The organism is Alteromonas sp. KUL106, from assembly GCF_009811415.1.
Classification (GTDB): domain Bacteria; phylum Pseudomonadota; class Gammaproteobacteria; order Enterobacterales; family Alteromonadaceae; genus Alteromonas.
Genome location: NZ_BLIG01000027.1, coordinates 1 through 25,147 on the forward strand (window position 1 = coordinate 1; position 25,147 = coordinate 25,147).

Annotated in this window: 19 protein-coding genes; 10 read left to right on the top strand and 9 right to left on the bottom strand. The window is 44.7% G+C overall.

Annotated features, from left to right (window positions below; translation table 11 throughout):
- Positions 1–953 (bottom strand): isoaspartyl peptidase/L-asparaginase family protein (locus GVO63_RS09890; protein WP_236552122.1); only part of this gene is annotated, 953 nt, incomplete at its 3' end.
- Between the two features lie 433 nt (positions 954–1,386).
- Here GVO63_RS09890 and sbcB point away from each other — a divergent pair.
- Together sbcB and GVO63_RS09900 are read left to right on the top strand one after the other, a co-directional pair.
- On the top strand, positions 1,387–2,817 hold the full coding sequence (gene sbcB, locus GVO63_RS09895; RefSeq protein WP_159579521.1) for an exodeoxyribonuclease I: 1,431 nt from the start codon (positions 1,387–1,389) through the stop codon (positions 2,815–2,817).
- A 125-nt stretch (positions 2,818–2,942) separates the two neighbouring features.
- A complete protein-coding gene (locus GVO63_RS09900; RefSeq protein WP_159579523.1) occupies positions 2,943–4,598 on the top strand; it encodes a DUF342 domain-containing protein in 1,656 nt (551 codons plus the stop codon).
- 175 nt (positions 4,599–4,773) lie between these two features.
- Here GVO63_RS09900 and GVO63_RS09905 read toward each other — a convergent pair whose 3' ends face one another.
- The 4 genes from GVO63_RS09905 to GVO63_RS09920 all read right to left on the bottom strand — a co-directional run bounded on the left by GVO63_RS09905 (position 4,774) and on the right by GVO63_RS09920 (position 10,064).
- Positions 4,774–6,162, bottom strand: a complete 1,389-nt coding sequence (locus GVO63_RS09905) for a transporter substrate-binding domain-containing protein (RefSeq protein WP_236552114.1) — start codon at positions 6,160–6,162, stop codon at positions 4,774–4,776.
- Between the two features lie 313 nt (positions 6,163–6,475).
- A complete protein-coding gene (kynU, locus tag GVO63_RS09910; RefSeq protein WP_159579527.1) occupies positions 6,476–7,711 on the bottom strand; it encodes a kynureninase in 1,236 nt (411 codons plus the stop codon).
- The gene (locus GVO63_RS09915; RefSeq protein ID WP_159579529.1) at positions 7,704–8,795 is read right to left on the bottom strand and encodes a S9 family peptidase; all 1,092 of its coding nucleotides are present in this window, start codon (positions 8,793–8,795) and stop codon (positions 7,704–7,706) included. The genes kynU and GVO63_RS09915 overlap by 8 nt, the downstream gene beginning before the upstream one ends.
- Positions 8,796–8,888: 93 nt before the next feature.
- Positions 8,889–10,064, bottom strand: coding sequence for an acetyl-CoA C-acetyltransferase (locus GVO63_RS09920; protein ID WP_159579531.1), 1,176 nt, complete (start codon positions 10,062–10,064; stop codon positions 8,889–8,891).
- A gap of 349 nt (positions 10,065–10,413) precedes the next feature.
- On the opposite strand from GVO63_RS09920, the gene GVO63_RS09925 reads away from it, so the two are divergent.
- The 7 genes from GVO63_RS09925 (at position 10,414) to GVO63_RS09955 (ending at position 18,954) form a co-directional block, all read left to right on the top strand.
- Complete coding sequence (locus tag GVO63_RS09925) at positions 10,414–10,821, top strand: MerR family DNA-binding transcriptional regulator (RefSeq protein ID WP_159492818.1); 408 nt, start codon at positions 10,414–10,416, stop codon at positions 10,819–10,821.
- The gene (locus GVO63_RS09930) at positions 10,818–11,987 is read left to right on the top strand and encodes an isovaleryl-CoA dehydrogenase (RefSeq protein WP_159492819.1); all 1,170 of its coding nucleotides are present in this window, start codon (positions 10,818–10,820) and stop codon (positions 11,985–11,987) included. Before GVO63_RS09925 ends, GVO63_RS09930 begins: the two co-directional genes overlap by 4 nt.
- 209 nt (positions 11,988–12,196) lie before the next feature.
- Positions 12,197–13,804: a carboxyl transferase domain-containing protein gene (locus GVO63_RS09935; protein ID WP_159579533.1), complete on the top strand. Its 1,608-nt coding sequence runs from the start codon at positions 12,197–12,199 to the stop codon at positions 13,802–13,804.
- A gap of 11 nt (positions 13,805–13,815) precedes the next feature.
- Complete coding sequence (locus tag GVO63_RS09940; protein WP_159492821.1) at positions 13,816–14,616, top strand: enoyl-CoA hydratase/isomerase family protein; 801 nt, start codon at positions 13,816–13,818, stop codon at positions 14,614–14,616.
- Entirely contained in the window at positions 14,606–16,621 is a 2,016-nt protein-coding gene (locus GVO63_RS09945; protein ID WP_159579535.1) for an acetyl/propionyl/methylcrotonyl-CoA carboxylase subunit alpha, read from the top strand. The genes GVO63_RS09940 and GVO63_RS09945 overlap by 11 nt, the downstream gene beginning before the upstream one ends.
- A 4-nt stretch (positions 16,622–16,625) precedes the next feature.
- A complete protein-coding gene (locus tag GVO63_RS09950; RefSeq protein ID WP_159579537.1) occupies positions 16,626–17,522 on the top strand; it encodes a hydroxymethylglutaryl-CoA lyase in 897 nt (298 codons plus the stop codon).
- 454 nt (positions 17,523–17,976) lie between these two features.
- Entirely contained in the window at positions 17,977–18,954 is a 978-nt protein-coding gene (locus GVO63_RS09955) for a transposase (protein ID WP_159579539.1), read from the top strand.
- Between the two features lie 4 nt (positions 18,955–18,958).
- Here GVO63_RS09955 and GVO63_RS09960 read toward each other — a convergent pair whose 3' ends face one another.
- Positions 18,959–20,113: an MFS transporter gene (locus tag GVO63_RS09960; RefSeq protein WP_159579541.1), complete on the bottom strand. Its 1,155-nt coding sequence runs from the start codon at positions 20,111–20,113 to the stop codon at positions 18,959–18,961.
- Positions 20,114–20,184: 71 nt separating this feature from the next.
- Complete coding sequence (locus tag GVO63_RS09965) at positions 20,185–20,715, bottom strand: SRPBCC family protein (RefSeq protein ID WP_159579543.1); 531 nt, start codon at positions 20,713–20,715, stop codon at positions 20,185–20,187.
- Positions 20,716–21,468: 753 nt separating this feature from the next.
- Here GVO63_RS09965 and glgC point away from each other — a divergent pair.
- Complete coding sequence (gene glgC / locus GVO63_RS09970) at positions 21,469–22,752, top strand: glucose-1-phosphate adenylyltransferase (RefSeq protein ID WP_159579545.1); 1,284 nt, start codon at positions 21,469–21,471, stop codon at positions 22,750–22,752.
- A 53-nt stretch (positions 22,753–22,805) separates the two neighbouring features.
- On the opposite strand, the gene GVO63_RS09975 is transcribed toward glgC, so the two are convergent.
- Both GVO63_RS09975 and GVO63_RS09980 read right to left on the bottom strand, forming a co-directional pair.
- Complete coding sequence (locus GVO63_RS09975) at positions 22,806–23,609, bottom strand: alpha/beta fold hydrolase (protein ID WP_159579547.1); 804 nt, start codon at positions 23,607–23,609, stop codon at positions 22,806–22,808.
- A gap of 70 nt (positions 23,610–23,679) precedes the next feature.
- The gene (locus GVO63_RS09980; RefSeq protein WP_159579549.1) at positions 23,680–25,002 is read right to left on the bottom strand and encodes an MFS transporter; all 1,323 of its coding nucleotides are present in this window, start codon (positions 25,000–25,002) and stop codon (positions 23,680–23,682) included.
- Positions 25,003–25,147 lie beyond the last annotated feature (145 nt).

Sequence of the window (25,147 nt, forward strand, 5' to 3'; positions counted from 1 at the left end):
TCTTTATAGATAGCTACGGTAAGGTTTCCCTCGGTATCTATGCTAGCGCGGTACATACCTGCCGAGTTAAATGGCATAGCAATATTACCTTTGCCATCAATAGCAATAACCCCACCGTCGCCACCGGCTTCAACTAACACATTGTGAACAACCGTGTTAGCCGCCTGGTCTAGCGTTACTTCTTGATATTTCATGCGGGCACAAATATCAGCTGCCACATGATAACGAATAAAATACTCCCCATGCCCAGTTGCAGAGACAGCGCAGCTTTCGTTATCAGCATACGTACCAGCGCCAATTACCGGTGAATCCCCTATTCTTCCATAGCGCTTTGCCGTCATTCCGCCTGTTGAAGTGCCCGCAACTATATTACCGTCGCGGTCTAATACAACAGCGCCAACGGTTCCAAAGCGTTCATTACCCTGCTGTGAGCCATAACCGTTCGAGGCTTGCTCCATTCGCGCCTTCACTCTATCAAGCGCTTCTTTACGAAACTCTGTATCAAAAATAGCATTGTCGACCTGCTCAAGGCCATTTTCTTTTGCGTATTCTTCAGCTCCTTTCCCAGATAGCATTACGTGGGGTGACTCGTTCATTACCAGTAGTGCCGCTTCAATTGGGCTTCGAATGGTTTTTACACCGGCTACGGCACCCGCGTTTTTACTGCCGCCATGCATGATTGAGGCATCGAGCTCGTGCTCTCCGTCAAAGGTGTATACTGCGCCAATTCCCGCATTAAACAATGGGGAGCTTTCAAGAATTTTGATGGTCTCTACCACCGCAACTTCCCCTTTCTCCCCCTTCATTAAAAGCGTATACCCATGCTTAACCGCGTTTGACAATACTTCTTTGTAAGCCGCCTCTTTGTCTGGCGTCATCGACGATTTCAGGATAGTGCCCGCTCCGCCGTGTATAGCAATAGCAACTTTGGGGGGGTGTTGCTCATCATCCATAGCAAAAACATTTCCACTTGACGCGATTGTCGTCATCGCCACTGTACTTAGCGCCAAAATGGTATTGCATACGCTTTTAACTGGTCTGAAACAAAATGTCCTATTCAATCTATGTACTCCTGAAAAAATGAATCGCTGAGTGTATTGCCTTTGCGTTGACGTTTATTAAAACAACACTTGCCAATGCTTAATCACTAAAATGACACATTAGTAAAGGACAAGCTAGGGTGTTTCATGGCACGAATGAAAGCAAACGCGTATCAAATTTAATACAGCATTGCAGATTTAATTTACAGGCGTTACATCATAATTTCACCGCTCTCTTTCAACGGTTTGTGATTTGCGGCCTGACTATATAACCGCCAGCATTTGGTATTGTATTTTACGCAGTGTACACTGCGTGTAATATTTCATTGAAAACGCACCGGTGGTTATGCATACACCTACATTTTTGTGGCACGATTTTGAAACCTTTGGCACAAGCCCACAAAAAGATCTCCCTTGCCAATTCGCAGCCGTTAGAACGGATATGGATTTAAATATTATTGGCAAACCTATCAACATAATGAGCGCGATTGCCAACGATTATTTACCTCATCCAGAGGCGTGTTTGGTCACGGGAATAACGCCTCAACAAACGATCAGAGATGGCTCAAACGAGGCAGATTTTGCAGCCAAAATCTATCAAGAAATGTCTACTCCGAATACCTGTAGCGTAGGCTTCAACAGCATTCGTTTTGACGATGAGGTGTCACGCTATCTATTTTATAGAAACTTTTATGACCCCTATTCACGAGAATGGCGCAACGGAAATAGCCGGTGGGATATTATTGATGTGGCAAGGGCCTGCTATGCATTAAGGCCGGATGGGATACATTGGCCGTTGCGCGAGGATGGTGCGCCAAGCTTTAAACTCGAGGCACTCACTGCTGCAAATAACATTGGCCACGACAACGCTCACGATGCGTTAAACGATGTGTATGCCACAATATCGCTGGCTAAGCTTATCAAAGAGAAGCAGCCTCGCTTATTTGAATATGCACTCTCGTTGCGAAATAAACATACGGTAATGCAACAAATTGATTTGAGTAAACCATCTGTACTGTTGCATATATCTTCTAAGTTACCCGCTTCTCAAGGATGCTGTACGTGGGTAATGCCCATCGCTAAACACCCCACTAATTCAAACGCATTTATTGTCATCGATCTGTCTCACGATATCGAAAGTTTAATCAATGACACCACCGAAGAGATTAAACAAGCGCTGTATGCGCCGGCTGATACGTTTGACGATCCACGAGAGCGGCCGGGCATTAAGCTTATTCACGTAAATCGTTCCCCTTTTATAACCACCGCGAAAGCGATGACAGAGGATAATGCGCAGCGATTAGGCTTAAACAGAGAGCGCTGCTTAGATAATTATAAAAAGCTGGCAAACACGCCAGAACTTGCCAGCAAACTCATTGGTCTATACGAGAGTGAACAACACGATAAAGAACACGATATCGACCATGCATTGTACAGTGGCGGCTTTTTAAACGACGAAGACAGACGCTGGTGTGACAGCGTCATTCAAGCCCAGCCAGAAGCCCTCGCCACGTTCAGTGATAAAACCCAACACGAAGGGCTAAAAAAGCAACTTTTTCGATATCGAGCACGGAATTATCCACATACGTTGACTGCTGATGAGATGACAAAATGGCAGTATCATCGTCAAGCACGCCTGACGGACCCTGCTTTTCATGGGTCCATTACAATGGAGACCTACTTGATGAGGCTGGAATCACTTGCACATCAACACAGTGATAATCCCGACAAGCAAGCTATTCTGCGTGCCCTTTATCAATATGCCGAAAACCTTTGACGGAGGTTTTATAACGTCATAAATTAAATGAGCCAAGACAAGGACGGCAATCTTTGAATCAGGGTCAAGGAAAGCGTTTATGCTGCCGATAATAATAATTCACGTGCGCAAGGGAAAAAGAAGTCATGAATGGCGTAACAATCAGTTTCGATAAATCTAGAACCTACATAAACCTCATGCTAAACCCGTCTGAATTTACGTCAGAGGTGGATATAAGAGAGGTTAGGACACAGCTAGAGAGTGGAGAAACAAAACGACTTTACGTTTCAGAAAAGGCCTTAAAAACAGCCTGTGACACTGCAAATCACTACTTTAAAACCGGTGATGGTACTATCGTTCAGGAGCGCATAGGTGAACGCAAAAATGCAGAGGTTGAGTTCAGGGTACCAGAAGACGGTATGCAGGCGAACCTTATCCTGACCACACCGTATGGCGGTAAGCTTCCTTCACTAAGCACAATTAAATCTTTGGCGATTAAAAATAGAGTGGTTCGTGGCCTAAGTACCAAAATCATAACCTCGATGCTCAACACTGCCAAACAATCTGAGCCTGGTACCGTTCTTGAAGAAACGGTGGCAAAAGGGCTTCCCGCTCGCAATGGTAGAAACTCCAAGTTCATTCCACTTGTGCCTAATGCGCTAGAGCGGGTGCTTAAGCCTCAAACCAACGATGGCGAGCGCGTTGATATGCGAAATCTGGGTGAAGTGATCTGTGTGAAAGCCAATACTCCCGTTCTAAGACGCACAGCTCCCACACAAGGTCGCTCTGGTTTTGACGTTAAGGGTAATAAAATTCCTGCGGTGTCTGGTGAGTGGGTTGACTTTAAAATGGGCAGCGGCACCGTTGTTTCAGACAACGACGCCAATCTCCTTATGTCTTCTATTTCTGGAATGCCCAAATATCGCGACCAGATCATGAATATCGATGACACTTTCATTTGCAACGGTGTGAACGTAGGTACTGGCCACGTTAATTACGAGGGTGCAGTGTTGGTTAATGGTGATGTCACTGAGAAAATGCAAATCAAAGCCGCTGGTGACGTAACCATTAATGGCTTTGTTGAGTCAGCGTATATCGAAGCAGGCGGTGACATTATCATCACCGAAGGCGCGATGGGCAAAGTGAACGACGCTCAAGGCGAATATCAGTGCAAACTCATCGCAGCCGGCAGTATCCACATTCAGCATGGTCAAGGTATTGATGTTCAGTGCAGTGGCAATGTAACCGTAGGACGGCAGCTTGCATATAGCCGTCTTCGCTGCGGTGGCGCGGTTATCGTTGGGCAAATTGACAAACCAATGGGCAACCTTTTTGCGTGCGAAATTATCAGTCAGGAAAGGGTTGAAGCGGGCACGTTAGGCGCGGTGTCTGGCAGTACCTTAAAAGTAGACTTCAGCCCCGGTTTTAACTTGTTGTTAGAACGAAAAGATTCGTTAGATGAACTGCTGCGGCAAATTCGTGAAAATAACTTGAAGCATAAAGAAAAAATAACCCTTATTCAGAGTAAAAAAATTCCGAAAGAACTTCAGCGCAAAGCGGCTGAAGCAGTTGAACTGTTTAATAATGAAAGTGCTTTGCTGGAATGGTTGGAAAATAAAGCCAACGAAGTGAAAACGGCCAAAGAAAGCTATCAGTCAGATATAAAACTTATCGCTAACAAGCGCCTATATCCCGGCGTATCGGCCAAGCTAAACAACCGAAACTGGCGCTCTGAGAGGGAATACGATCGTGCTCGAATCCACTACGATTCCCACCAATGGCATTACGAACCCATCGTCTAGTCTTATGCTTTAATGTGCTGCTCAACGCAATCGATATAAGGTTATCGATTACCTTGGGTAGCGCACTGTCTTGTCCCCTCCCGGACGCACAAGTCATTCGGTATAAATTGAGGGAATGCAGGAATGCAAAAAACACACGACACACCAACACAATGAGTCATGCCGTCAGAGCGGATTATTGAGCCACACTCACGTTGCCAAACCCACGGCGCTTAGACTGATATAGGGCTTTAGTCGTACGCTCCATCCATTCGGGAAACTCTTCAGATTCTTTTAACTCAGACAACCCCATTGCCACATTAAAATTGTCACTTAATTGATAGTGACCCGTAAGGCATGCGAGCAAGCGTTCTGCAAGAATTTGGGCTGCGTCTAACTCCGTTTGGGGACATAGAATGATAAATTGCTCCCCGTTAAATCTAGACACGACATCGACTTCTCTCACTGTATTTAGACAATGCGTTGCCACAGCTCGAAGTGTTTCCTCCCGCGCTGCCGCGTCAAGCGGGAGCCCACCCTCTTGCGATGGCGTTAACTCAAGAATAATCAGTGATGCAGTTGTATGAAAACGGTTGAACCGAGAAATCTCCTCCTCCGCTCGCTGAATCATATGGTTACGATTGTACAATCCAGTGACTTTGTCGTGGGCAGTGAGGAAACCTAATGTTCGGTTTTTCTCTAGCAACGTTGCCTGCAGCGCGGATATTTCTTCGTTTTTCTGGCTTATTATTCGTTTATAACGGCCCACATGTCGATTACGTGATGTGAGCCAAAGTAAGCTGATAAAAACGATAATGGTTGCCAAAATCATCACGGAATAATTGCGACTATAGCGGATTTGGACATTGTTCCATTGCTTGTAGATTTGTACTTTTCGAGTTTCTGGAATACGCTCAATGGCAAAATTTAATTTCTCGACTAAGTGACCGTAAGACTTGTTGACGCCGAAGGCCAGAGAATCGAATGGCTCTGCATAGCCAACAATATTCAAATCTTCCAACTTCAAATTATTGATATGCATATTAACGCTCATCAATGAGCCCACCATGACATCAAATTCGTCGTTTTCAAGCTGCTTCAAGCCCTCTTCTTCTGAGGGTATAAGTTTTAAACGCAGTCCCGGGTAGTGACGAGAGATATATTCCACCTGCCGATAACCTTGAACGATGCCAACCGTGCGATTCCCAATGCCTGAATATCCTTGAAGCATGGGCGTGCCGGCTTTAGCGACAAGCACGTTGGGCGCTTCAAAATACGGCATACTGAAATCTAAAAATTGTTTTCTATAATCGGACGTATTCAACATAGGGATAAGCTGACATTTCCCTCGTTGAACATATTCTAGGCTTTGCTGCCAACTGTCCGTTCGCACAAGTGTGAATTTCAGATCGGCAATATCGGCGATTAAATCCATGTATTGGGCCGAAATACCCACGTGTATTCCGTTTCTAATCGCCTCATAAGGCGCCCAGTTAGGGTCGATACAATAAGTGACTTCTTGAGGAGATGTGGGTGAAACCTGTTCTTCAGGAGCAGCGTTTAGGAGCCCGCTAAAAAAGCTCACCCCTATAAACAAAAAACGGACCAGACAACACTTTTCTATTTTTTTCAACCACACACCCAAATACTTACCAAAAACAACGACAACCGCGAAGTATTAAGCGTTATCAATCAAAATGCAATTAAATCGCGGAAGAACGTGTCTAATACCAATCCACATAGATAATCGTCCACTCAGAAAGGCGAGTTTAAAGTGTCCGTACTCTTTGTTGTGTCACCTTGATGTAGCACCACTATACCTGCGGAAACACGTCGCGATTACGAACATTTTAAGTCTCGCTGTGGGGGTAATTATCTTTGCTAAATGGTATTATCGCTTAGGTAACGCTCTGTTTTTGCTGAAAAACAGCATTTTCATAGCGCTTCTCAACCATAATCTCACTCAGTTTTTGTACGGCTCTTTCCACGTTGGCAAAACTCAGGTACAGAGGCGCAAACCCAACACGCAAAATATTAGGGGCGCGAAAATCGGCGATCACGCCCTCGGCTATCCATGCTTGGCAAATCGCATAGGCCTCATCATGAGCGAGCGCCAGCTGACTCCCTCTTACATCAATAGGTGGGCTCACGTGCGTGAAATGTTCTAAAACGCCCGATCGTTTTGCCTCAGCAATAAAAAAGGCTTGAAGCTTCTTGGACTTTTCATCGATAGCCTTTAGCGACACATCCTCAAACACATCGAGCGCTGCATCTAGGATACTCATTCCGATAACGCCGGGTGTACCACATAAATTTTGCTTAACTGAATTATCAGGCGCGTAATCGGGGGAAAATGAAAAGGGAGCGCTGTGCCCCATCCAACCAGATAACGGTTGTTTGTAATTTGCTTGATGACGTTCAGCGACATAGATAAATGCGGGCGCTCCTGGACCACCGTTTAAATATTTGTATGTACAGCCAACGGCAAAATCAACATTGCTAGCATCTAGACAAACCGGAAACGCGCCCGCACTGTGGGCAAGATCCCATAAAGTCAGGATATTCTTATCCTGTGCTTGCTCAGTGATGCTCTTCATGTCCAATTTAAGGCCGGTTCTGAAATTAACCTGAGTGAGCATCAAAACAGCAATATCATCGGATAACTGAGCACCAATATTCGATTCATCGATATATCGCACGCTGTATTCATCCCCTAAGAGTTCCAGCAAACCTTGAACCATATAAATGTCTGTTGGAAAGTTATCGCGAGTGGTGGCAATGACTTTTCGCCCGGGACGCATCTTTAATGCAGCGCTCAGCACCTTGAATAAATTAATAGAAATCGAGTCACAGCAAATCACCTGTCCGCGCTTTGCGCCGATAAGCTGTCCAATCTTGTCGCCTACGTGCTGAGGTAGAGAAATCCACTGATGTTTGTTCCAGCTTGTTATGAGGTCTTGCCCCCATTGATGTTTAACCACTTCATTTGCGCGGGCTTCGGCTGACTTAGGTAGTGGGCCAAGCGAATTACCATCAAGATAAATAGTGTTATCTGGCAGAGAAAATGCTTCTACTTTTCTGGCAAGAGGGTCTTTGTTATCGAGTTGCTCTGCGGAAAAAACCTTATTAATCATGTTCACCAATAACCTCAAGTAAAGCATCAAAAGACGTGGATTCTGGGTGTAGCCAATCAAAATGGCCACCATTTTTTATTATTCGTTTTTCTGCCCCCGCCATTGTAGCGTGCTGAACAGGTACAATACTATCTGCATCCCCTTGCAATAATACAATTGGCGTATCTATGTGCTTCGCGCTTGGCGCAGCGTTCTGGTAAGCGTCTGGATTTTCAGTCGGCTTACCCTTCATGAATGCCTCGGTTGCAGTCTGACAGCTATTTGTTCCTAACGCATAGGATTGAATATCAGTAATGGCCGCCAGCCCAAAGACTCTTTTCACCCCATAGCTTGGGAAACGCTCAGATAATTGCTGAGCTGCAAGCAAGGCCAAGTGTCCACCCGCAGAGTGACCTGCAATGTATGTCTGTGAATAATCACCTTCCACTTTAATACGTTCCAATGACGCATTTATTGCATTAGTAACGTCAATTAGACTTCCCGGCCAACCTCCGCCGTCATCGCCAACTCGACGGTACTCCATTACGTAGACACCCATCCCTAAATCTGCCAACGCACTGTACATTCCCTTCGCATGCTCGTAGCCATAAGCGTTTAACCAGCAACCACCATGTACAAATACAAGCGCTTTGCGACTGAATGTCTTAGCTTGCTTATCACGTCCGTGCCATACATACACCTGCTGCAATGGCCCTGAGCCGTAATTAAACTGCTCATCATGCTCTCGCATTGGCAAGACACCCAATGCACCATAGGGCACTTGTGTTAAATTTTCACTGGGATTAACTGCAATTTCATTGCGTTCAGCGCCGATACTTTTTGCGTGGGTGTCATGATTATTGTTATTTTTATCGTGGGTGTCTTTGTTAGCTTTGTTAATGTGTGTGTCGCTGATAGATAGCGAAGCTGAGGATGATGAAACAGCAAGAGACGCCGGTATTTTCTCACCAGCAGCCGAGGGTAGGTCAGAACGAGGGGTGTTAACGCTGGAACTATTAAGGGGTTTTGCAATAACACTCTTGGGGCAAATGCCGATGGCTAGAACTATCGCACCGAGCGCAGTGATTTTGGCTGTCGTTTTCATGATTATTATTTTTTTCTTTCATTAAACCACAGAGTGCCACGAAATTGGTGACACCCTTTGATTAAATCTTTTACATGTAAGCCGAATTTTTTCTTACAGCATTTCAACGGCCAGAGCAACTCCCTCACCACCGCCAATACAGAGTGATGCGATACCCTTTTTGGCACTTCTTTGTTTAAGAGAATGAAGAAGGGTAACGAGTATGCGCGCACCCGATGCTCCAATTGGATGGCCTAATGCACACGCCCCACCTTTTATATTCACTTTACTCTCGTCAAGCCCAAGCTTTTTAATCGCCAGCATGGTAACCATGGCAAAGGCTTCGTTAATTTCAAATAGATCAACGTCTTCTTTTGTCCAGCCTGCTTTGTCTAGCACTTTTTCCATAGCCCCAACCGGTGCAACTGTGAAGTTTTCAGGCTCGATGCTATGTGTTGCATGTGCAACGACCCTAGCAAGCGGCGCTAAGCCTAATTCTTTCGCTCTTCCCTCACTCATTACGACAAGGGCCGCTGCACCGTCGGATATTGAACTAGAATTAGCCGCTGTCACGGTGCCGTCTTTTTTAAACGCAGGTCGTAAAGTAGGAATTTTTTCAGGACGCGCCGAACTCGGGCCCTCATCTGTGTCAACGACAAAATCACCTTTGCGAGAGGAAACGGTAACCGGTACGATTTCATCTGCAAAAGTACCGCTATTTATGGCTTCATTAGCTTTAGACAATGAGCCTAACGCAAACTCATCCATTTCCCCACGAGAGATATTTTCTTCATCGGCGGTATCTTGCGCGAAACACCCCATAGCTTTGCCATCATAAGCATTCTCGAGACCATCAAGCATCATGTGATCAAGGACTTGACCGTGCCCCATGCGGTAGCCTGTTCTTGCTTTGGGTAGCATATAAGGAGCATTGCTCATGCTTTCCATGCCACCAGCTACCACGGCACTGGCACTGCCCGCTTTGATGAGATCATGTGCCATCATTACTGCTTTTAAGCCTGAGCCGCACACTTTGTTGATGGTTGTTACACCTGCACCTAATGGAAGCCCGGCTCCTAGTGAGGCTTGGCGTGCAGGCGACTGACCGAGACCAGCTGGCAATACACAACCCATAATAACTTCATCAATTGCGGAGACATCCACCCCTTCACAGGCGGCTTTGATCGCAACTTCCCCAAGTTTGGTTGCAGCTAGCGAAGACAAATTACCGTTAAAACCACCCATAGGAGTGCGTTTAGCCGCGACAATCACTACCGATTCATTACTCATGCTCGTGCCCTTAAAAGTATTAATAAATAACGTGTTACGTGAAAAAAACTTTGCAGATGTATACAAAAGTAAACACTGTCAATAGCTACAACGTCTTGCCTTCACCATGAAAAATTGACGTTAGCAAAATGTTACTTTACCTTAACGTAAAATGTAATTAACGTTAACGTAAACCTGTACTAAGTAAGTGTCAACCAAACACTACGTTTAAATATAGCGCGATTACGAACCACACACGCTAGAGCAATAGTGATATTGAAGTGACACCCACTTAATACAAAAGACTTAATTACAATGACACCCAAGTTAAATGGCAGGTGTTAATAGCGCTAAAGACAAGGTACATGTAATGAACAAGTACGACAAAGAACCAACGTATGCAATAGGCGAACTCGCTCGAGAGTTTGACATCACTCCTCGTTCTATTCGTTTTTATGAAGAGCAAGGCCTGATGTCGCCTACGAGAACAGGGCAGAACCGTGTTTACCTTAACAAAGATAGAGTGAGGTTAAAGCTGATTCTACGGGGTAAGCGTCTTGGGTTTTCTTTGGCAGAAGTCAAAACACTTTTCGACATGTACGACACTAACCCTAATTCGGCGGTGCAGTTGGAAGCAATGCTTGAAATGACAGAACAGAAAAGAGCAGTGCTTAAGCAACAGTTAGAGGACATCCAGATGTTAATGACTGAATTGGATGACGTGGAAGCCCGCTGCCGAGAAGAACTCGCAGAACTAAAACGAGGAAAGATCGCATGAATACCTCCTACCCTACTTTAAATTTTGGACTTGGCGAAGACATCGAAATGCTGCGTGACCAGGTCTACCAATTTGCACAAAACGAAATCGCGCCTCTGGCTGAGCAAGCAGATGCTGACAATCAATTTCCAAATCAACTGTGGAAAAAGCTTGGTGATATGGGCCTTTTAGGCGTTACCGTTTCGGAGCAATACGGCGGCTCTGACATGGGATACCTCGCACATACCATTGCAATGGAAGAAGTGAGCCGAGCTTCTGGCGGAATTGGTCTCAGTTATGGCGCTCACTCTAACCTCTGTGTAAACCAAATTTACAAAAACGGGAACGATGCGCAACGAGAGAAATATCTCCCTAAATTGGTTAGTGGCGAACATATAGGTGCATTGGCAATGAGTGAGCCCAATGCAGGTTCAGACGTTGTCAGCATGAAGTTGAAAGCCGAAAAGCGCGGTGACAAATATATCCTCAACGGAAACAAGATGTGGATCACTAATGGTCCAGACGCACACACCTTCGTGATTTACGCGAAAACTGACCCAGCAGCAGGCCCCAAAGGGATTACAGCGTTTCTTGTTGAACGAGATTTTCCTGGTTTTAGTCGTGCTCAAAAATTAGACAAATTGGGTATGCGTTCTTCAAATACGTGTGAGTTGGTTTTCGAAGATTGTGAAGTTCCCGCAGAAAATATTCTTGGCAAAGAAGGAGAAGGCGTACGCGTCTTAATGAGCGGGTTAGATTATGAGCGATTGGTTTTGTCAGGAGGTCCGCTCGGCATTATGCAATCGTGTATGGATATCGTTGTTCCTTACATACATGATCGTCAGCAGTTTGGTCAATCTATAGGCCAATTTCAGCTAGTTCAAGGCAAAGTGGCCGATATGTACACCCAAATGAACGCCGCACGTGCTTATGTCTACACTGTTGCAAAATCATGTGATCGCGGTGAAACAACGCGAAAAGATGCGGCGGGTGCCATTCTTTATTCAGCGGAGCTTGCAACCAAGATGGCGTTAGACGCTATTCAGCTACTTGGTGGTAATGGCTACATTAACGAATATCCAACGGGCCGTTTATTACGTGATGCCAAGCTTTACGAAATTGGTGCGGGTACATCAGAAATCCGCAGAATGCTTATAGGTCGTGAACTATTTAACGAATCTAAATAGTGAAGACCTGGCGGTGTCTTGAAACAAGGCTTGTTAGAAGCTTGGGTTTTGAAAGAACTTTGCAAGACACCCACTGTTACAGCGTTCAATAAACAACTAGCTCGAATACATTACAAAGACACCCATTGCAACAGCGTCTACAAGCATGGGTGTCATGCTAACAATGGTTAATGCGGCAAGTTCGCCGTTGCCCAACACAAGGAGGGGTTATGCCCGTTCTTCGCTCAAGTATAAACACGAAATCTGAAACATTTATCGCTAACGCCGAACATATGCAGGCTCAGGTAGATGATCTTTTAAAAAAAATTGAACAAATCTCTCTGGGCGGTGGTGAAAAAGCCGCCGAACGCCATGTATCACGAGGGAAACTTTTACCTCGCGACCGAATCAATGCGCTGATTGACCCTGACACCCCTTTTTTGGAGATTGGTCAACTAGCAGCATGGGAAGTTTATGATGACTACGTACCTTGCGCAGGCGTAGTTGCAGGGATAGGCATTGTCGCTGGTATCGAGTGCATGATTGTCGCCAACGACGCCACAGTCAAAGGGGGCACTTACTATCCCCTCACTGTTAAAAAGCACCTTAGAGCGCAAACCATTGCCGAACAGAATAATCTACCCTGTATTTACTTAGTGGATTCAGGGGGCGCTAACCTTCCGCGCCAAGATGACGTTTTCCCCGACCGAGAGCACTTTGGTCGTATTTTCTTCAACCAAGCAAATATGTCTGCAAAGAATATTCCCCAAATCGCCGTTGTGATGGGGTCTTGTACTGCAGGCGGAGCTTATGTTCCAGCGATGGCTGATGAAAGCATTATTGTAAAAGAACAAGCCACCATATTCTTGGGCGGACCACCTCTCGTTAAAGCAGCAACTGGTGAAGTTGTTAGTGCTGAAGAACTTGGTGGCGGTGATGTACACACTCGCATCTCAGGGGTTGCAGATCACCTTGCCAATAATGATCATCACGCGCTTTCGTTAGCTCGAAATGCAGTATCGAGGCTCAATAGGAAAAAGCCTGAGATTGCCGATGTCGCAGAAGCTAAACCTCCACGTTACGACACCAAAGAGATTTATGGCATTGTGCCAGCAGACAGTCGTCAAACATATGATGTACGTGAAATCATTGCTCGTATCGTCGATGACTCAGAATTTGATGAATTCAAATCTCTCTATGGCACAACACTTGTCTGCGGCTTTGCGCGTATCTTTGGATTCCCCGTAGGCATTGTTGCCAATAACGGCATACTTTTCGGTGAAAGTGCGCTTAAAGGTGCGCACTTTATTGAACTCTGCGCTATGCGAAAAATACCGCTCGTCTTTTTACAAAACATCACCGGCTTTATGGTAGGCAAGCAATATGAACATGGTGGTATTGCGAAACACGGCGCGAAAATGGTAACCGCAGTAGCATGCGCTAACGTGCCGAAGCTTACTGTCTTAATTGGCGGAAGTTTTGGTGCGGGAAACTACGGTATGTGCGGAAGAGCTTACGACCCGAGATTCCTTTTCATGTGGCCTAATGCCCGCATTTCCGTTATGGGGGGTGAACAAGCCGCAGGAGTTTTAGCGCAAGTTAAACGCGACCAGAAAGAGCGAGCTGGCGAATCTTGGAGCGAAGAAGACGAGAAGACGTTTAAACAACCTGTGATCGATACTTACGAAAAGCAAGGCCACCCATACTATGCATCTGCAAGGCTTTGGGACGATGGTGTTATCGACCCAGCAGACACTCGATTGGTACTAGGACTGTCGCTTTCAGCTGCTCTCAACAAGCCTATTGAGGACACTCAATTTGGCGTATTTAGAATGTAGGAGCTTGAATTATGGAACAATCAGTTATTTACAGCGTAGATGAAAAAAAAATTGCCACGGTTACCTTGAACAGACCAGAAAAGCACAATGCCTTCGACGATGAGATGATCAACGAGCTCACCCGAGTATTTAAAAAAGCAGGTGACGATCCCTCAGTTAGAGCACTCATTCTCAGAGCTGAAGGTAAAAGCTTCAGTGCGGGTGCTGACCTAAACTGGATGAAAAAAATGGCCAGTTATACCGAAGAGCAAAACGAAAGCGATGCGCTAGCATTAGCGGTAATGCTGCAAACCCTTTACAAAATGCCAAAACCAACCATAGCCAGAGTACAGGGTGCCGCCTTTGGTGGTGCAGTAGGCTTAATTGCCTGTTGTGACATTGCCATTGGTAGCAAGCTTAGTAAATTTTGTTTAAGTGAAGTCAAAATTGGCCTCATCCCAGCTACGATAAGCCCCTATGTTGTGGAGGCTATGGGAGCGCGTGTAAGCCGACGTTACTTCCAGACGGCTGAGGTTTTCTCTGCCCGTCGCGCAAGAAGACTAGGTTTACTCAGTGAATCAGTGACCGAGGATGAACTAGACAGCACCATAGACACCCTTGTATCGAATATTCTGAAAAATGGCCCTCAAGCGGTAGCAAAAGCAAAAAGTCTAGTGCAGTGGGTGTCTACGCAAGAGATTAACGACAGTCTTCTTTCTAAAACCAGCAAACTTATTGCTGAAGTTAGAACGTCAGAAGAAGGTCAAGAAGGTTTATCTGCCTTTTTAGAAAAACGCAGTGCATCCTGGGTAGAGGTGAAAAATGAAAATTAATAAATTATTAATCGCAAACCGCGGTGAAATTGCATGCCGCGTTATAAAGACAGCCAACGCTCAGGGTATAAAAACTGTTGCCGTTTATTCTGAAGCCGATAAAAATGCACAGCATGTAAGTATGGCAGATGAAGCTGTTTTCCTTGGCCCCTCTCCCTCAAAAGAAAGTTACCTGCGTGGCGAGCTAATCGTTGAAAAAGCAAAAGAACTTGGCGTTGACGCCATTCATCCAGGCTATGGCTTTCTCTCTGAAAATGCCGAGTTTGCAAATCTTTGTGCAAAAAATAATATTATTTTTGTAGGCCCACCAGCGTCGGCTATTGAAGCCATGGGGTCTAAATCTGCCGCGAAACACATCATGGAAAAAGCAGGCGTACCCTTAGTGCCTGGCTATCACGGTGATGAACAAAGCGAGGCTGTGTTAAAAAGCGCAGCTGATGACATGGGCTACCCAGTGTTACTTAAGGCTGCTGCTGGGGGCGGCGGTAAGGGGATGCGCCAAGTTTGGAACGAAAATGAGTTTTCTCAAGCCTTAAATGCCGCCAAACGTGAGTCGATGGCTAGCTTTGGCGACGACCATATGTTGGTCGAAAAGTATCTCACTCGTCCTCGTCACGTAGAGATCCAAGTTTTCTGTGACACCCACGGTAACGGAGTTTATCTTTATGAGCGCGACTGCTCAGTACAGCGAAGACATCAGAAAATCATAGAAGAAGCTCCTGCGCCTAATATGTCTTCTTCGATACGAGAAAAAATGGGCGAAGCCGCTATTTTAGCCGCTAAAGCGATTAACTATGTAGGCGCAGGTACCGTCGAATTCTTGTTAGATGAAGACGAGTCTTTTTACTTCATGGAAATGAATACACGTCTGCAGGTTGAGCACCCTGTCACAGAAATGATTACTCGTGAAGATTTAGTATATTGGCAGTTAGTCATAGCCGAAGGCAAACCATTGCCGAAGCAACAAAACGAGCTCACGTTAACGGGACACGCATTCGAAGCCCGTATTTATGCGGAAGACCCAGATAACGAGTTTCTTCCTTCCACCGGCACCCTAGCGTTACTTCGCACGCCCCGAGAAACCGACGTAGTTCGTGTTGACACAGGTGTGGTCGAAGGTGATAAAGTGAGTGTTTTCTACGATCCTATGATTGCAAAACTTGTAGTATGGGGCGAAAACCGAGAAGTCGCTTTAAAACGTCTAATTAGTGCCTTAGGTGAATATTATATTGATGGCGTTAGTACAAACATCGAATTTTTAAAGCGAGTCGCAGGACATCCAGCCTTTATTTCTGCCGAACTTACTACCACATTCGTAGAAAAACATCATGACTCTTTGTTTAACTCAGCCGCTAGTGATGACACCCAAGATAAAATCCCAGCGATGATATTATTGGTGATGTTGAGCAGAAAGAGAAACGCCTGTGTAGCTGGAAAGACGCCAGCAATTTGGTCAAATGCGGGGGCATGGAGAGCAAATAGTCAACATCGTGAATCCATCGCCTTGCTTTTTGGTCATGAAGAAATACTTGTTGAAGTGAAGCATCAAAGCAGTTTAACCACAAGCAGTTGGGAGATATCGATTGGCGAAAAAACGTACATCGCAACAGGTGCCATAATTGAGGGCGTTTTGCATGCCACTGTCAATGGCTATAAAACGACATATTCATTTTCGACAAACGACGGGCAATATACCCTTTTTAACAAAGACACCCACTCTAAATTTAGCGTGATTTCGCCGTCGCTAGGCGATGACGATAGCAACGAAGACAATGCGAACTTTAGCGCTCCGATGAACGGGACTATCGTGGCTCACTTGGTAGAAAAAGATCAGCCGGTGACAAAAGGGCAACCTATATTGGTGATGGAAGCAATGAAGATGGAGCATAGCATCACCGCGCCTTACGACGGTTCGGTTGAAGAATTCTTTTTCCAGCCGGGCGAGTTAGTTGACGGTGGCTCAACGCTATTAGCTTTTTCTTCTAAAGAAGCGAAAGAGGCATAGTATTATGTTTCCACAAGAAGTGAGCATTGTTGAAGTTGGTCCACGTGACGGCTTACAAAATGAAAAAAGCACATTAACGGCCGATCAAAAAATAAAACTTATCGAATTACTTTCGAATACTGGTTTAAAACGCATAGAAGCAGGTAGCTTTGTGTCCCCTAAATGGGTGCCGCAAATGGCTAACTCTGATGATGTTTTCAAAGCGCTCAATATTCAACATGGCATCCAGTATTCTGCCCTCACGCCAAATCTTAGAGGGCTGGAGGCTGCAATTGAAGCAGGAGTTAGGGAGGTGGCTGTGTTTGGTGCCGCCTCAGAGTCTTTCTCCCAGAAGAACATTAACTGCTCAATCAGCGAGAGCTTAAGCCGGTTTGAAGCTGTTTTTGAGATGGCTGAAAAACATGACATAAAAGTTAGAGGTTATGTTTCGTGCGTAATGGGGTGCCCGTATGAGGGGGATATTTCCCCAGAAGCAGTGACAAAAGTGAGTAAATCTTTGATTGATATGGGCTGCTATGAGGTCTCTTTAGGTGACACCATTGGCGTTGGTACACCAAGAGCAACACGCCTTCTATTAGAGAATGTGTTAAAAGAGGTCGACGTTAGCAAACTAGCTGCACATTTCCATGACACGTATGGACAGGCACTCGTTAATTTATACACAGCCATGGAATATGGTGTATCTACAGTTGATTCTGCGGTTGCTGGTCTTGGGGGCTGTCCATATGCAAGAGGAGCAAGTGGGAATGTTGCGACCGAAGATGTGCTTTACATGCTAAATGGCATGGGTGTTTCAACAGGTATTGATATGAATAAGTTGCTTGTCGCTTCCTCATATATCTCTGACATCTTAGGCCGCCCCCCTGTCTCGAAAGCTGCAAATGCTCTTTTGACAAGGTGATTGACTATAGACACTAAAAGGCACGCTTTTCAATTACGTAAAAGCGTGCAAATACGTCACTTTTGACAAGGTGATTGACTATAGACACTAAAAGGCACGCTTTTCAATTACGTAAAAGCGTGCAAATACGTCATCTTAAAGAGACATCCAACATAACGTCACTTTATAAGTAGACATCCACCACCAGCTTTACGGGTAAACCTCTCCCTTGCCTATTTTGGGCGTTATTATTTTAAATACAGCAGCTTTCGTAACATAACAGTATTCAAAGCTGTATTTTCATTGGATGTCTTTTTAGAGCAATAAGCAATGGGTGTCTGTGTATCACCCTTGGATGTTTACGTTATTTCCTATTTTCGCTGCATCTGTACTTAAACCATTCTTTAAGTCAGGTTACAGGGCTCTGCTCCCCCTGATATGGTCGTGCGACCGTAAGTTTTTTCCAACGTGTAAAATGGCTCAAAGCAGAAAATCATTAATAAGTCTCGATGACACCCCTTACTATCACTGTATTTCACGCTGCGTTCGTCGAAGCTACCTGTGCGGGTATGACTCAAAAAGCGATGTTAGCTATGAACACAGAAAGTCATGGGTCGAAAAGAGACTCTTATTTCTGGCAAAGATTTTTGCGATTGATATCTGTGCTTATGCAGTGATGAGCAATCATGTACATATTGTGCTACGTGTTGATAAGAAAGCAGCTCATGCCTGGTCCACCGACAATGTATTGGTGCAATGGCATAAAATGCATAAGGGAACTCTGCTCACTAGAAAGTACTTGAAAGGTGATTCAGTAAATGAGAGTGAACTTAAAACGATAAAAAACACAGCCGAAGTCTATCGGAAAAGGCTTTACGATATTAGTTGGTTTATGAGAAACCTAAACGAGTATATTGCAAGAAAAGCTAATGAAGAAGACAACTGTACTGGGCGATTTTGGGAAGGGCGATTCCGTTCACAGGCCCTGTTGACCGAGAAAGCACTCCTGTCTTGCATGGCCTACGTAGATTTAAATCCTGTACGAGCGAAAATGGCCACAGATTTACAAAACTCTTTTTATACCAGTATACACAAAAGGCTACGCTACAATGCCAAGAATAAGTATGTAAAAGGGCTGCTAGCCTTCAAAAATGCCTCATTCGGTAACATCAATCGCACTTTGAATTTTACTTTGCCCGATTACTGCGCGTTACTTAAATGCTCAATAGACATAATGCACGACGCCCATTCACCATTTAAAACATCCAAACTCAGCGCCATAGTTAAAAAGCTCGGTGTAGAGCAGTCCAAGTGGCCCCAAATTGTCACAAACTTTGAAAACACGTTTTCCTTTGCTGCCGGTGACAGTGAATCTATGCTTCTATTCAAGCAAAACACAAAGCGAAAACGGATGGCGAAATTCAAGTCTGCAGCATCATGCTTTGACTGTTAGTTTTCTATTTTTCATTAGGTAGAATGGCTGTTGCTAAAATGGCGAACACAAGCATTAGCGCCATTAAATAAACGACGGTGAACGTAAGAACAGATGAAAGTGCAGCGTAAAGCCCACCAAAACCAAGCAAAATAATTCCGATCGCTGTGTTAGAAAACCCCACAAGCTCTGTTCTCTCATGACCATCTTTCACATCCAGGCTGTACGTTTTTCTTCCCGTTCTAACCCCCGCGTGCGCAACCGATAATACAAAAAATAAAAGAGCTGAAATGAAGATAGAAGTAGCTTCTAAGGCAAGAAGACCAACGCATGCGATTAATGCGAGCACTCCGGATATCTGAAGGGTAAGCTTTGCGCTCTTGTCCGCAATTTTTCCCCAGATAATTGACGATAGCAACGCTGCTAATGCTTCAGCACCAATATAAATGGGTAGTAACTCCTGAACATCGCCATCACGTTCTATCATAAAATAAGGTGCTACTAACGCTGAATGGACGAACAATCCTCGTACAAAAATAAACTTATACACCGTGGAGTCGAAATGAACGCTGAAAGTGTCGTCAGACTTATCACTCGTTTCTACGCGAGTTTTAAGTGGCCAAACGCAGACCAACGTCAGAACAAAAGATAAAAGACTTGCGCACAGAACCATTAGAAGCAAATTAGAGGAAAGCATGTTTTCGAAAATAACTAAAGGAATTGCAATACAAAGGGTTACTAATCCAGAAACAGTTGAAGCGATACCAATTAAGTTGCCTCTTTGTCCTTTTTTCGCAGCATCTGCCTCAATATCTTTAACAGTTAAAGAGCATGCCGAACGCCCCATGCTAAGAATTACGAGGGATAACAAAACCCCGGTCCCAGCGAGAAAGCCAGAAAATAACGTAACCGAAAAAATAATGCCAAGCACTGAAGAGGCTTGCACTATCATACCAAGCCGCCATACTTTGTGTCTTTCAGGGTGATTTCGCAAATAAATGCTGATAAGTACTTGGGGAAGAAGTGCTCCAGACTCACGTATGGGAACTAGCCAGCCAATCATCCAAACAGGCGCGCCAACGCTTACAAGAAGTGCTGTTAAAGTGGTTTTTGCAGATATTAGAAGGTCAGCTAATTTGTTTAACGATAAGCCTGAGACGAGTCGATTTTTTTGATTCATGTTTATTGGGTTTAGACTCTTTGTCTCTTGTACTTTGCTCTATTCTTCTCAGATCAGTTCGTGTTACTTAATTAACTTTTTTCTGCAAGGGTTTTGAGGTTCTCTAACCCCATTTCGAAGTCAGGCCCTATCATACCGTCCATCATCAACGCGAAGTAACGATTGATAGGGTTGTTGTCTACCGAACCTTCATCCCGCCACGTAACAACAGAACCGTTTAAAGTAGGCCTAATTTCAAATGCACCCGTGGAGCCCATATCATAGTCTGGGAAATATAGACGATAAAGTACTCGCCTGTTATGTTCTAGCTGAGTGATTTCCATTTCACCGTTGCCCTCTGTATCACTTTTCCACTCAGAGCGCATGCCTATAGCCCTATCGGGCCCAGAAAAATTGAGTTCCATGTTAGGATCTCGTTTAAACCATACCCCCCACTTGCTCCACTCTTTTAAGTCAACAATATAAGGATAAATTTCGGATGGCTCGGCATTAATAACGATTGTTCTTTCAACGCTGTAGTCTTTTGAAATGAAGAAGCTTGTAACGACAAAAAGTGTAATCAAAACGCCAACCACAACTAAAAGTTTTTTTAATGCACTCATCTGAGACTCCAAGACTATATCCATCGCCCAAATATAACATTTGATTAACATTTGTCACCTAAAGATTAATGACTGACAAACACATAGCCATTTCTAGATTACTAGCAAGACATCCAACGGCTATGGTTAAACAACGCTTAACCAAAAAAAGCCGTTTTCAGCTTAGTGTTCATTGATGAAGCTTTGATTTTCAGCGATAGCGTATACCTTGTCGGCCAGAAAATTTACTCAAGCGCACGATCTTTTCCAACCTAATAGACGAGAGGTAACGAGAGATTTTTTAAACTAATACTTGAGGTTAACCGACTTGTTTTTATGAAATTAGTGTCCTGTAGTTCGATATTCGTCTGCTCAAATGATTATCATGGATGTCTCTGTAAAGTTCTTATGCGAAGTCTCTTTGAGAGGCGAGTGTGGTGTTGAGATACTCCGATTATCGTTGGGTGTCTTGTTTAGGTAGTTGGACATGGACGGGCGTTGAAATGGGTGTCTCTGTAAAGCATCTGTAAAGCGGTCAAGCGAGGCGGCGCTTCAGAGGCGAAAACATAAATTTAAATAATTTTACCATTTCATCACAAAGCTTATAAATCAAACTGTCATTCTAAAATATCTTGTGTAATATGAAGTTATGTTATCAAAACGTGCCTCATATTCGGGGTCCAATGTATAGCGCTATTAATCGCAACACTTCGCTTTCTTTATTATATTTCTATCGATATTCAATTATCGCTTTTTGACAGGAGTTTATAGGAAATGGCAGATCAGAGTTCACGTTACATCAGTAACTTAACACGCGATACCTATGCGCTTATCCTCGCCGGAGGTAAAGGGTCAAGGTTACACGAACTCACCACCTGGCGTGCCAAGCCAGCACTTTATTTTGGTGGTAAATTTAGAATTATCGACTTCCCTCTTTCGAATTGCGTTAATTCGGGCATCAGGCGAATTGGTGTTGTAACGCAATACAAGTCTCACTCCCTCATAAGACATCTCGTTAGAGGTTGGGGCCACTTTAAAAAAGAGCTTGGAGAATCCGTCGAAATTTTACCTGCGTCTCAACGGTTTTCAGATAACTGGTACGAAGGTACTGCCGACGCCGTTTTTCAGAATATTGATATTATCCGAGATGAACTCCCAAAATATGTCATGATCCTGTCGGGCGACCATATTTATCGTATGGACTACGGCGATATGCTGGCTAAACACAAGGAGTCAGGCGCCAAAATGACAGTTTCATGTATGTCGGTGCCTGTTGAAGAGGCTGCGGGCGCGTTTGGCGTGATGTCGGTAGACGAAAATTATCGCATCAACGGATTCGAAGAAAAACCAGCTAACCCAACACCTCTTCCCAATGATCCAACTCGATGTCTCGCATCTATGGGGAATTATGTATTTGATACCGAATTTCTCTTCGAGCAACTAAGGGTAGATTCAGAGAATATGGGGTCTCAACGAGATTTTGGAAAGGATATCATCCCCTCTATTATCGCAGACCACCCCGTTTACGCTTTTCCCTTCGAACAAAGCGGTAGCGACAACGCTTACTGGCGAGACGTGGGCACCATAGACTCTTTTTGGGAAGCGAATATGGAAATGGTCGCGCCTGTTCCTCAACTCAATCTGTATGACAGAAAATGGCCAATCTGGACCTATCAGGAACAATTACCTCCCGCCAAATTTGTATGGGAAGACCACGATAGACGAGGTGAAGCAATAAATTCTGTCGTGTCAGGTGGTTGCATAATTTCAGGCTCCACCCTACGCTCGTCAATTTGTTTTTCGAATGTACGCGTGCACTCTTATGGACTTATTGAAGAAGCTGTGATACTTCCTGATGTTGAAATTAAACGCCATTGCAAATTGAAGAAAGTGATCATCGATCGCGGGTGCGTCATTCCCGAAGGTACGACTATTGGCTACGACCACGAACAGGATAGAGCGCGTGGCTTCAGGGTGTCAGAAAAAGGTGTTGTTCTTGTCACAAGAGAAATGCTTGGCCAACCCGTGGGTGGGTTTAGCCATGCCAAAAAGTCTTAATAAGACGTCTTATCTTTGATTTTGGCGCATCGGCGCCAAAATCGAATGTTCAGCTAATTATTCCATTTCGTCAGTGTCTCTTCTATAAACGCAGCGACATCTTCCGGGTGTTCCAAAGGAAACATATGTCCGCCATCTAATACGACATGTTCGATGTTATTGTGCTTCATCAGCCGCGAATACATTTCTGGCTTGCATACCTTACTTTTACTGCCCGTGGCTAATACCGCAGGACACAATAACTTCCCCTTATACTTCCCAAGGTTGTGCGGTACGTTTCTAAACAGCGCAGCCTCGACGTCAGCCTGAAAGGTCAGTGATATAGCATCACCATTTACTGCGGTAACCGACTTCACGTAGTCTCTTACACACCGCCTATCCATATCTCTAAACAAGGCTTTACCGTGAAAGTACGCCTCCATATCAGTACTTTTCGGCCAACTCGTTTTTCGCGTTTGTGCGAGCTTTGCAGGCGTTAGTTTATTTATAAGCGGTGTATGCTTTGCAAATCTAAAGAAGTGGCTTAGTGGGCCTACCACCAACGGTGGGTCAAACAATATAATTCCTCTAAACAGCTCAGGGGCTTCACACGCTGCCATGTAAGTGATGACCGCGCCAAATGAGTGCCCTACACCAAACACGCCACGAGGGTCCTTATTCTCTTTTTTTACATGTTTAATTAGCTCTTTAACTTGGTTTCGCCAGTTACCATTAACAGGCAGGTTGGGATCGTGACCAAAGCGCTCTACATGAAGTCGATTAAAATTGATCGGCAGTGCAGAAAACATAGCGTTATAGCATCCCGCGGAAAATCCGTTAGCATGGGCAAAATGGAAACTTAACTCTGTCGAAGACACCAATGACTCCCTCAAACGTAAACAAATAAGGGGCTTAAAATCAGCCCCTTAGGAGAAAGTAAGGATAATACTACAAGCCCCTTGCTTCTGCCATTTCCCAATCTTTTACTATTTTCGTGCTTGTCCAAAGAAACACGACAATGGATATCGCATAGGGTACTACCAAATAAATAAGTGCCTGCCTGAGGGCTTCTGTCTCGCCGAGAGTGGGCACCAATGCTTGGCTGATGATACCTGTTAGCGTAGGACCTCCGCCAAGTGCAATTATGTTTAATACAAAGAAAAAGAGTGCCGTAGACATTGCCCTTACATTGAGCGGAGCCAGGGTTTGCGCCATAGCAAAACTAGGGCCCAAATAGGAACCACTGGTGAACAAAAGAAGCGCCATTAATCCAACAGACACCCACAAATCTTGTACTTGAAGAGAGATGTATAAAGCGGGCAAGCCAATGATAAGCGCGATAGCAGGAAGTAGCGCATAGGCCTTTTTGTTGTGCTTGCCCCAGCGATCAGCGATATAACCACCTAACCATACACCAAGCGCATAAGCTGTGCCGTTAATAATACCAAATACAATAAGCAGTAATGTGATATCTAACCCTGCAAATGCGCGAACATAATAGTCAATAACCCACGTTGAAATGGCGTAGTTTCCGAAAGAACCAAATGAAATACCCAGCGCCATTCCCCACCAGGTAGGTATTTTAAGTAAGGTTTTTAGCGACGCTTTTACGCTCGGTTTGCTAACGGTTTCTTCGCTTGGCGCAGATACCGTTCTAGACGGCTCTTTCACTGTAAACTTAAGTAAAATAGCGAGAATAACGCCCGGTATACCTACGCTGTACATAACGGTACGCCAGTCAGCCGAACCACCTTGTAGAAAAAAAGCAGAAGCAAAAAAGGCTAGCATGACGCCAAATGGAATACCCAACGAATAGATGGCAAGCGCGCCAGCCCGTTTCTCTTTGGGAAAAAGGTCTGAAATGATGCTGTGAGACGGCGGACTCCCACCAGCCTCGCCAATACCGACTCCAATTCTCGCGATGGCAAGCTGCATATAGTTGGCAGCTAAACCCGACGCTGCCGTAAATCCACTCCACAGCGTAAGCGAAATAGCAATAATATTCACACGGCTATAGCGGTCAGCTAGCCAAGCGATGGGTATCCCCATAACAGTGTAGAGAAGAGCAAAATAGATACCTTTCAGCCATCCGAGCTGAGCATCATCCAAGCCTAAATCTGCTTTGATGAACGGGGATAGGATCCCGATAATTTGTCTATCAATAAAATTAAACGCATAGACCAAGGTCAATATGAATAAAACGTAGTTCCGGTAACTTCTAGATACCCCAGCCTGAGCAGCAGGAACACCTTCAACGTGAGTTTGGGCCATAACAGTCCTTTTAAGTGACGATAACCCCAGTCTACGCATTAGGTAAAAAAATAGACAACTAATTGTTACTTATTTGTAAACATAACGAAAATTACTAAGTCAGGCTTTCCGTTCTACAGCGCTTAGGGTACGATAATATTTAACC